General features: G+C 71.3%; 8 protein-coding genes. 4 read left to right on the top strand and 4 right to left on the bottom strand.

Annotated elements, in window-relative coordinates:
• The first annotated feature begins 389 nt into the window (after nucleotides 1-389).
• The 3 genes from ACFWWR_RS47620 to ACFWWR_RS47610 all read left to right on the top strand — a co-directional run bounded on the left by ACFWWR_RS47620 (nucleotide 390) and on the right by ACFWWR_RS47610 (nucleotide 2,245).
• Nucleotides 390-1,355, top strand: coding sequence for a zinc-binding dehydrogenase (locus tag ACFWWR_RS47620; protein WP_383874203.1), 966 nt, complete (start codon nucleotides 390-392; stop codon nucleotides 1,353-1,355).
• A 111-nt stretch (nucleotides 1,356-1,466) separates the two neighbouring features.
• Nucleotides 1,467-1,676, top strand: a complete 210-nt coding sequence (locus ACFWWR_RS47615; protein WP_016437953.1) for a helix-turn-helix domain-containing protein — start codon at nucleotides 1,467-1,469, stop codon at nucleotides 1,674-1,676.
• Nucleotides 1,676-2,245, top strand: a complete 570-nt coding sequence (locus tag ACFWWR_RS47610; RefSeq protein WP_383874201.1) for a Clp protease N-terminal domain-containing protein — start codon at nucleotides 1,676-1,678, stop codon at nucleotides 2,243-2,245. The genes ACFWWR_RS47615 and ACFWWR_RS47610 overlap by 1 nt, the downstream gene beginning before the upstream one ends.
• 169 nt (nucleotides 2,246-2,414) lie before the next feature.
• Here ACFWWR_RS47610 and ACFWWR_RS47605 read toward each other — a convergent pair whose 3' ends face one another.
• Both ACFWWR_RS47605 and ACFWWR_RS47600 read right to left on the bottom strand, forming a co-directional pair.
• A complete protein-coding gene (locus ACFWWR_RS47605) occupies nucleotides 2,415-3,464 on the bottom strand; it encodes a helix-turn-helix transcriptional regulator (protein ID WP_384310606.1) in 1,050 nt (349 codons plus the stop codon).
• Between the two features lies 1 nt (nucleotide 3,465).
• The gene (locus tag ACFWWR_RS47600) at nucleotides 3,466-4,422 is read right to left on the bottom strand and encodes a DUF4097 domain-containing protein (protein ID WP_383874198.1); all 957 of its coding nucleotides are present in this window, start codon (nucleotides 4,420-4,422) and stop codon (nucleotides 3,466-3,468) included.
• A gap of 147 nt (nucleotides 4,423-4,569) precedes the next feature.
• On the opposite strand from ACFWWR_RS47600, the gene ACFWWR_RS47595 reads away from it, so the two are divergent.
• On the top strand, nucleotides 4,570-5,427 hold the full coding sequence (locus ACFWWR_RS47595; RefSeq protein ID WP_384310605.1) for a hypothetical protein: 858 nt from the start codon (nucleotides 4,570-4,572) through the stop codon (nucleotides 5,425-5,427).
• Nucleotides 5,428-5,476: 49 nt separating this feature from the next.
• On the opposite strand, the gene ACFWWR_RS47590 is transcribed toward ACFWWR_RS47595, so the two are convergent.
• Together ACFWWR_RS47590 and ACFWWR_RS47585 are read right to left on the bottom strand one after the other, a co-directional pair.
• Nucleotides 5,477-5,656 (bottom strand): DUF6104 family protein, encoded by a 180-nt coding sequence (locus ACFWWR_RS47590; RefSeq protein WP_003992906.1) that lies wholly within the window; start codon nucleotides 5,654-5,656, stop codon nucleotides 5,477-5,479.
• Between the two features lie 85 nt (nucleotides 5,657-5,741).
• The coding region (locus ACFWWR_RS47585) for a multifunctional oxoglutarate decarboxylase/oxoglutarate dehydrogenase thiamine pyrophosphate-binding subunit/dihydrolipoyllysine-residue succinyltransferase subunit (RefSeq protein WP_384310603.1) at nucleotides 5,742-9,287 on the bottom strand (3,546 nt) is incomplete at its 5' end.

Here is a 9,287-nt window from a genome sequence, read left to right as displayed (position 1 = left end):
AACGGCGCGGAATCGGTTGCCTGTAGAGGTGCTCGTGTTGACGCGCCAACCGCTGCGGGCGGACACCCCCCGACACGGCCCCTTGCCGCCGTACGGGGGTGCGGGAGCGTACGCCTTGCGGCGCCGGTCGCGGTGGGGTGAGGTTCGCCTCTTGGGTGATCGAGTCGGGTGGCGGGTGGGGATGGGGCGGGGGGATGGGGCGGAGCCCCCAGTTGGCGCTCGCGCCGGTGCTGGGGGCCATTGCCGCCGTACGCGGGTGCGGGCCCGCCCGCCTTGCGACGCCGGTCGCGGCGGGGTGCCGGTAGTGGGGCCGGGGGCGTTGACAAGAGGGCGTGTGTCACAGGGGGCAACGGTTCCAACCGGTCGCCCTCGCCCCTATCGTCAAGGTCATGTTCGCTGTCTACGCCGCCCGAATCGACCGCGACCAGCCGCTCTCCGGCCTGGAGTCGGGGGAGCGCCCGGCCCCCGACCCCCGCCCCGGCTGGAGCGTCGTCGACGTCAGGGCCGCCTCCCTCAACCACCACGACCTCTGGTCCCTGCGCGGCGTGGGCCTCGCGGAGGACAAGCTGCCGATGATCCTCGGCTGTGACGCCGCCGGCATCGACCAGGACGGCAACGAGGTCGTCCTGCACTCCGTCATCGGCCAGACCGGCCACGGCGTCGGCCCGAAGGAGCCCCGCTCCATCCTGACCGAGCGCTACCAGGGCACCTTCGCCGAGCAGGTCGCCGTACCGACGTGGAACCTGCTGCCCAAGCCCAAGGAACTCTCCTTCGAGGAAGCCGCCTGTCTGCCCACGGCATGGCTGACGGCGTACCGGATGCTGTTCACCAACGCCGGTGTACGTCCCGGCGACTCCGTCCTCGTGCAGGGTGCCGGCGGCGGTGTCGCCACGGCCGCGATCGTGCTCGGGAAGGCGGCGGGGCTGCGGGTCTTCGCGACCAGCCGGGACGAGGCGAAGCGGAAGCGGGCCGTCGAGTTGGGGGCTGTGGAGGCGGTGGAGCCGGGTGCTCGACTGCCCCAGCGGGTCGATGCCGTGATCGAGACCGTCGGCGCGGCCACCTGGTCGCACTCGGTGAAGTCCCTGCGGCCCGGCGGGACGCTCGTGATCTCCGGTGCGACGAGCGGTGACAGGCCCTCGCACGCCGAGCTGACCCGGATCTTCTTCCTGGAGCTCAAGGTCGTCGGCTCCACGATGGGCACCAAGGACGAACTGGAGGACCTGCTCTCCTTCTGCGCCGCCACCGGCGTACGTCCCGTCATCGACGAGGCGTTCCCGCTCGACCGGGCCCGCGAGGGCTTCGAGCGGCTGGAGTCCGGTGACCAGTTCGGGAAGATCGTCCTCACGAACGGCTAGCGGCCCCTGCCGCTTTCCGACGGCCGGTCCGGGTTTCCGGGCCGGCCATCGTCTTGTCGACTTTGTCAACTCTGGTTGACGAGCGATGGAGTGTCAACGTAAGTTGACGGCATGACCGAAGCAACGGATCTCGCCGAGCGCGCGGGCGACCGGGACCCCCGGGTCGGCCTCAGGGCCGTCGCCGCGCTGCGCAGACTGCTGGAGCAGCTGGAGGCCGTACAGGTCCGCAGCGCGCGCAATCAGGGCTGGTCGTGGCAGGAGATCGCCGCGGAACTCGGTGTGAGCAGGCAGGCCGTGCACAAGAAGTACGGGAGGCATTGATGTTCGAGCGGTTCACGAAGGACGCCCGGGACGTGGTGCGAGGGGCGGTCGAGCACGCGGAGGGGGCGGGCGGGCGGTCCGTGGAGGCGGAGCACATGCTGCTCGCCCTGCTGGACCGGGAGGCCTCCCGCGCCTCCTTCGGGCTCGCCGCACTCGGGCTCGCCGAGCGCAAGGAGTCCGTACGGCGGGCCCTGACCGAGGCGCGGCGACGCGCGGGGCTCACCCAGGCCGAGACCGACGCCCTGGCGGGACTGGGCATCGACGTCTCGGAGATCGTCGCGCGGGTGGAGGAGGTGCACGGCGTCGGCGCCATGTCCGGCGAACGCAAGGGCAAGGGCTGGTGGTCGGGGCGCCGCACCTTCGGGCGGGACGCCAAGGAGGTCTTGGAGCGGTCTCTCCGCATCGCCGTCGCCCGCCGGGACCGCCATGTCGGCGACGAACACATCCTGCTGGCCCTGAGCGCCCGCCCCGGCGTGCCCGCGGAGGTCCTCGCCGACCACGGCGTGACGTACGAGGCGCTGACACGGGTGCTGTACGGGGACGGGGGAGGGGAGGCGAAGGCGGGCTGAGCGGGGCCCGGCGGTACCGGTCGCTGACTCGGCCGACCTGCCCTTCCGCGTCAACGTCGGTGACGCGGGTGTCGGACACGCCTCTCTCTCGTCGGACGGCAAGGAGGGCCGGTTCCTCTGGCAGTGCAGCCGAGGTACCGGCTCTGCCGCACTGCCATCGGTGTGTCGCTCATGCCCTCGGCGTCCGCAGCAGGGATCCGATGTGTGCCGCCGCCGTCGAGAGATGGCGCCGGGCGTCGCGGAGTTGGTCCGGTGTGACTCCGTGGTCCCGGGCGGCGTCGCGGATGTCGTCCCGGAAGCGGTCGAGCAGGCGGTCCAGGTCGCGGGCCGGGTCGCCGGTGGGGTCCTCGTGGGCCCACGCCGGTTCGTAGTCGGCCGGGAAGTCCTCCGGGGTGTGCGAGTACTCGGGGGCGGGCGCCCCCTTCTCCGCGTTGCCGTTGCCCCGTCCGAAACCGAAGTCCTTGCCGTACTCCTTCCCGAACTCGCCGAACTCCTTGGCCAGTTCGGTCAGGCCCTCGCGCACTCCCGTCGGCCAGTCGCCGCGTGTGAAGTGGTCCTGCACCTGCTCCTGAACCCGGCGGGCGATGCGCTGCACCTCTTCCTGTGCCTGCTCCCGGGCCCGGTCCTGCGCCTCCTTGGCCTGACGGCGGGCGCGCTGGGCCTCCTCGCGGGCTCGCCGGCTCTCGTCCTTGGCACGGCGGGCCTGCTCCTTCCACTCCTGCTTGACGCGGCGCATCTCCTCCTTGGCCGCGCGCCACGCCTCCTTGTCGGTGTACTCGCCGAAGTCCCCGGAGGCCCCTTCCTGTTCACCGCCGCCGGCCGCCGTGCCCCGGCGTGCCTCCGAGGCCGCCGCCCGCATCTCGCGCCGCAGGTCACCCGCCGCACCGCGCACGTCGGCCCGGATCTCGGCGGCGAGCTCCGCGACCGACTCCCGGATCTCCAGCTCCAGGTCGGCCAGTTCACCGCTGCGGTCGGCCAGTTCGGCGCGGCCCGTGTCGGTGATGGCGTACACCTTGCGGCCGCCCTCGGTGGTGTGGGTGACCAGGCCCTCGGTCTCCAGCTTGGCCAGGCGCGGGTACACGGTGCCCGCGGAAGGCGCGTACAGCCCCTGGAAGCGCTCCTCCAGGAGGCGGATCACCTCGTATCCGTGGCGCGGGGCCTCGTCCAGCAGCTTGAGCAGGTAGAGACGGAGGCGGCCGTGGGCGAAGACGGGGGGCATGTCAGAGCACCTTCTTGTCGGTCGTACCGTCGGCCGGGGCGCTGGTCGAGCCGCCGCCCGGGCCGGAAACGGAATTGTCCCCCGGGTCGCTTCGAGGACCGTCCGCCGGGTCGTCGACACCCGAGTCCGTGACGTCGTCCCACGGCTCGTCCTCCCGGGGCGGCCTGCGCAGGAGGGCGATCGAGCCGGAGACGGTCGTGGCCCGCAACTTGCCGTTGCCCGGGCCGAGGCGGCCGGTGATCTTGTGGGCGCCCCACTGGCCGTGCACCCGGAGGCCGTCGAAGGCGTTGGAGATCGTGCCGCTCGCCGTGTTGGCCTCGACCTCGGCGTCCGCCGGCTGGGGCAGCCGGATGGCGATCTCGCCCGAGACGCTGGTCAGCCGGACGTCGGTGGGGCCGTCCGGATCGAGGTCGACGATCATGGAGCCGCTGACCGAGTCGGCCCGCACGGAGGAGCCCGAGCCGTCGACGACGGTGAGGTCGCCGGAGACGGAGTTGAACCGGAGGTCGCCGGTGACGGACTGGGCCTCCAGGTTCCCGGAGACCGTGTCGGCGCGGACCGGGCCGGAGAGCCCGACGAGTGTCGTGTCGCCGGTGACGCCCTTGACCACGCACGGCCCGCGCATCCCGGAGACCACGGCCCCGGCACTGACCACGCCCACCTCGACCTGGGTCCCGGCCGGCACGGCGAGGGAGACGACGGCGCTGCGGCGCCACCCCTTGCGGTCGAGCCACTTGAGGAAGCCCTTCCAGGGCAGGTCGTCGTAGGCCACGGTGAGCGTGCCGCCCTCATGGGTCACGGCCAGGGGCGGTCCGTCGATCTCGGAGACCTCCAGGCGGGCGGAACCTTCGTCGGTGCCCACCACGTTCACTGTTCCGTCGACGATGCGCACGCGGAGGGTGGTGACGGGATCGTCGAAGGTGAGTTTCCTCGGCTCTGTGACGGACCACTCGGACATCGGTGCAGACCTCCCGTAGCAACGCGCCATATCGCGTCTCCTGTCATTCACGATATATCGCGGACACGGAAAGTCAAGACACCCGTTCTGGGGATCCTTGGGCTATCAAAAGTGCTCAAAAAGAGTGAATCGACCTAGCGTGTGACCATGTCGACGGAAGCCTCCCGCCCCGGTCCGGCCGGTCCCGCCGGCCGCGCCCCCGGCGCCCTGCTGCTCTGCCGGGCGGAGCCCGAATCCGTCGCCCCCGCTGCCCGGTTGCTGCGCGAACGCATGCTGCTCACGCGCGCGGGCGACGGCTGGAGCGTCCTGGTCCCCGAGGGAGGGCCCTGGCTGCACGGAGGCGAGCCCGTGGACCGCGTCCTCACCGGCTGGGCCACCGCCCTGGCCGTCGGCGCCTCCTGGCCCGTTCTGGCCCTGTGGTGGGACGCGGACCGGGCCGGCTACACCCTCGCCGCCGGCTTCCGCCGCCCCGTCGGCTACGTGTGGCTGGCCAACGGCACCCCCGCGGGCGAGGACGAGGCCATGCGCACCTTCGCCACCCGTCTCGGTCTCGACCCGGTCCTCGACGTGCAGACCCTCGACCAGCTCACCAAACGGGCCTCGGCGACCGACGCCTGCACCCGCCTGCGTGCCCTGCTCGCCTTCCTCACGCGCGTGGGAGTCACCCTCCCTACCGGCCTCACCCCCGGCGAACCCGCCGAACGCCTCCACGAGGCCGCCCGGGCCCAGCCGGACGCCCGTCCGGTCGAGTGGCCGGGCCTGCGCACCGCGGTCCGCCAGGAGACCGACGCCGTGACCCGCCCCCACCCCCGTCACGGCCCCTGGCCCCCCTGGCCGGGAGCCCCCGCAGCCCGCCTCCTGGCCCTCGCCCAGATCACGGCCGGCCTCCCGCTCACCGCGTGGGGCGTACGGCGCCGCAGCGCCGGGTGGATCACGGCCGGCACCCTGCTCCTGGCGCACGGCGCCCTTGGCCTCGCGTACGGCCTGTCCCACCCACGCGACTGAGAGCACGCAAAAAAAGGGGCGCCGCACGGGCGCCCCCACCGAGACGGTCCTACTCGTCGTCCTCGTCGTCCAGCCGCGCCAGCCACGTGGCCAGCCGCTCCACCGGCACCTCGAAGTCAGGGTTCAGGTCGACGAACGTCCGCAGCTGCTCGGCAAGCCACTCGAAGGTGACCTCCTCCTCGCCCCGCCGTTTCTCCAGCTCTTCGATGCCACGGTCCGTGAAGTACATGCCTCAAGGATAAGTGGGGGCAAACGGCCGGGCCGTACCCCCGGAGAGGGGGTACGGCCCGGTCACGTACGGCCTGCGAGAGCGGTTACGCCTCGAACACCTCACGCACCAGCTGCTCCTGCTCGGCCTGGTGCCGCTTCGCGGAACCCACCGCCGGCGACGAGCCGTGCGGGCGGGAGATGCGGCGCAGGCGCTCCCCGTGGGGGACGTCCGCGCCGACCGCCAGGTCGAGGTGGTCGATGAGGTTGAGGGCGATGAACGGCCAGGCGCCCTGGTTGGCCGGCTCCTCCTGGGCCCAGAGGTACTTCTCGGCGTTCGGGAACTTGGCGATTTCGGCCTGGACCTCGGCACCCGGCAGCGGGTACAGACGCTCGAGGCGGATGATCGCCGTGTCCGTGACGCCGCGCTTCTGACGCTCGGCCTCCAGGTCGTAGTAGACCTTGCCGGCGCAGAAGACGACCTTCTTGACCGCGGCCGGGTCGACCGACGCGTCGCCGATGACCGGGCGGAACTGGCCCGTCGTGAACTCCTCCGCCTTCGAGGCCGCGGCCTTCAGGCGCAGCATCGACTTCGGGGTGAAGACGACCAGCGGCTTGTGGTGCGGGTTGTGCACCTGCCACCGCAGGAGGTGGAAGTAGTTCGACGGGAGCGTGGGCATCGCGACCGTCATGTTGTTCTGCGCGCACATCTGGAGGAAGCGCTCCGGGCGGGCGGACGAGTGGTCCGGGCCCTGGCCCTCGTAGCCGTGCGGGAGCAGCAGGGTGACGCCGGACGTCTGGCCCCACTTCTGCTCCGCCGACGAGATGAACTCGTCCACGACCGTCTGCGCGCCGTTGACGAAGTCGCCGAACTGGGCCTCCCACAGCACGAGTGCGTCGGGGCGGGCCAGCGAGTAGCCGTACTCGAAGCCCATCGCCGCGTACTCGCTGAGCAGCGAGTTGTACACGTTGTAACGCGCCTGGTCCTCGGCGAGGTACATCAGCGGCGTGAACTCGTCGCCCGTCGCCCGGTCGATCAGCACCGCGTGGCGCTGGCCGAAGGTGCCGCGCTGCGAGTCCTGGCCCGCGAGACGGACCGGGACGCCCTCCAGGAGGAGCGAGCCGACCGCGAGCGTCTCGCCCATGCCCCAGTCGATCGTGCCGTCCTCGACCATCGTCGCCCGGCGCTGCAGCTGCGGCAGCAGACGCGGGTGGACGGTGATGTGGTCGGGGACGCTGACCTGGGACTCGGCGATCCGCTTGACGACCTCCGTGGTGATCGCGGTGTTCACGGCGACCGGGAACTCCGCCTGCGGGTCCGCCGGCTCCGCGGACAGCGGCTGCGAGGTGGCCTCGCGGACCTCCGTGAAGACCTTCTCCAGCTGCCCCTGGTAGTCCTGCAGGGCCTGCTCGGCCTCTTCCAGGGTGATGTCGCCGCGACCGATCAGGGACTCGGTGTACAGCTTGCGCACCGAGCGCTTCTTGTCGATCAGGTCGTACATCAGCGGCTGGGTGAAGGCCGGGTTGTCCGACTCGTTGTGACCGCGGCGGCGGTAGCAGATGAGGTCGATCACCACGTCCTTGTTGAACGCCTGGCGGAACTCGAAGGCCAGACGGGCCACGCGGACCACGGCCTCCGGGTCGTCGCCGTTCACGTGGAAGATCGGCGCCTCGATCATGCGGGCCACGTCCGTGGCGTACATGGACGAGCGGGCCGACTCCGGCGCGGCGGTGAAGCCGACCTGGTTGTTGATGACGATGTGGACCGTGCCGCCGGTGCGGTAACCGCGCAGCTGCGACATGTTCAGGGTCTCCGCGACCACGCCCTGGCCCGCGAAGGCCGCGTCGCCGTGGAGGGCCACCGGCAGGACCGTGAAGTCCGTGCCGCCCTTGTTGATGATGTCCTGCTTGGCGCGGGCGATGCCCTCCAGGACCGGGTCGACCGCCTCCAGGTGGGAGGGGTTGGCGGCCAGGGAGACCTTGATCTGCTCGCCGTCGAGACCGGTGAAGGTGCCCTCGGCGCCCAGGTGGTACTTCACGTCGCCGGAGCCGTGCATCGACTTCGGGTCGAGGTTGCCCTCGAACTCGCGGAAGATCTGCGCGTACGACTTGCCGACGATGTTGGCGAGAACGTTCAGGCGGCCGCGGTGGGCCATGCCGATGACGACCTCGTCCAGGCGGGACTCGGCGGCCGAGTCCAGCACCGCGTCGAGCAGCGGGATGACGGACTCGCCGCCCTCCAGGGAGAAGCGCTTCTGGCCGACGTACTTCGTCTGCAGGAAGGTCTCGAAGGCCTCCGCCGCGTTCAGGCGGCGCAGGATGCGCAGTTGCTCCTCGCGCTCCGGCTTGCTGTGCGGGCGCTCGATGCGGTCCTGGATCCACTTGCGCTGCTTCGGGTCCTGGATGTGCATGAACTCGACGCCGGTGGTGCGGCAGTAGGAGTCACGCAGCACACCGAGGATGTCGCGCAGCTTCATCATCGACTTGCCGGAGAAGCCGCCGACCGCGAACTCGCGCTCGAGGTCCCACAGGGTGAGCCCGTGCTCGGTGATGTCCAGGTCGGGGTGCTTGCGCTGGCGGTACTCCAGCGGGTCGGTGTCGGCCATGACGTGGCCGCGGACCCGGTAGGAGTGGATCAGCTCGAAGACGCGGGCGGCCTTGGTGACGTCGTCGTCGTGCGAGGCGTCGATGTCCTTGAGCCAGCGGACCGGCTCGTAGGGGATGCGCAGCGCCTCGAAGATCTCGTCGTAGAAGCCGTTCTCGCCGAGCAGGTAGTTCGCGACGACGCGCAGGAACTCGCCCGAGGCCGCGCCCTGGATCACCCGGTGGTCGTAGGTCGACGTGAGCGTCATGACCTTCGCGATGCCGAGCTTGTTCAGGGTGTCCTGGGAGGTGCCCTGGAACTCCGCCGGGTAGTCCATCGAGCCGACGCCCATGATGACCGACTGGCCGGGCATGAGGCGGGGCACGGAGTGGACGGTGCCGAGGCCGCCGGGGTTGGTCAGGGAGACCGTGACACCGGTGAAGTCGTCCATCGTCAGCTTGCCGTCGCGGGCGCGGCGGACGATGTCCTCGTAGGCCTGCCAGAACTCGAAGAAGTTCAGCGTCTCGGCCTTCTTGATGCCGGCGACGACGAGCTGGCGGTCGCCGTTGGGCTTCACCAGGTCGATGGCCAGGCCGAAGTTGACGTGCTGCGGCTTGACGAGGGTGGGCTTCCCGTCCTTCTCCGCGAAGTGCCAGTTCATCGACGGCATGGCCTTGATGGCCTGCACCATCGCGAAGCCGATCAGGTGCGTGAAGGAGATCTTCCCGCCCCGGGCCCGCTTGAGGTGGTTGTTGATGACGATGCGGTTGTCGAACAGCAGCTTCACCGGGACGGCGCGCACGGACGTGGCCGTGGGCAGTTCCAGCGAGGCGTTCATGTTCTTGGCGACCGCGGCGGCGGGGCCGCGCAGCGTCACGAACTCCGGGCCCTCCGAGGACGCGGCGGGAGCCGCGGCCTTCGGCGCGGCAGCGGCCGGCTTCGCGGCCGGAGCCGGAGCCTTGGCCGGTGCGGCGGCCTGGGCGGGCGCCGGAGCGGCGGCCGCGGGCTTCGGGGCCGCGGGGGCCGGTGCGGCCGGAGCCGGAGCCTGGGCGGGCGCCTGGGCCTGCGC

It is taken from the genome of Streptomyces sp. NPDC058678 (assembly GCF_042714835.1).
Lineage (GTDB): Bacteria > Actinomycetota > Actinomycetes > Streptomycetales > Streptomycetaceae > Streptomyces.
Note: the sequence above shows the minus strand (reverse complement) of the source record. Positions and strands in the feature narration are given on the sequence as shown.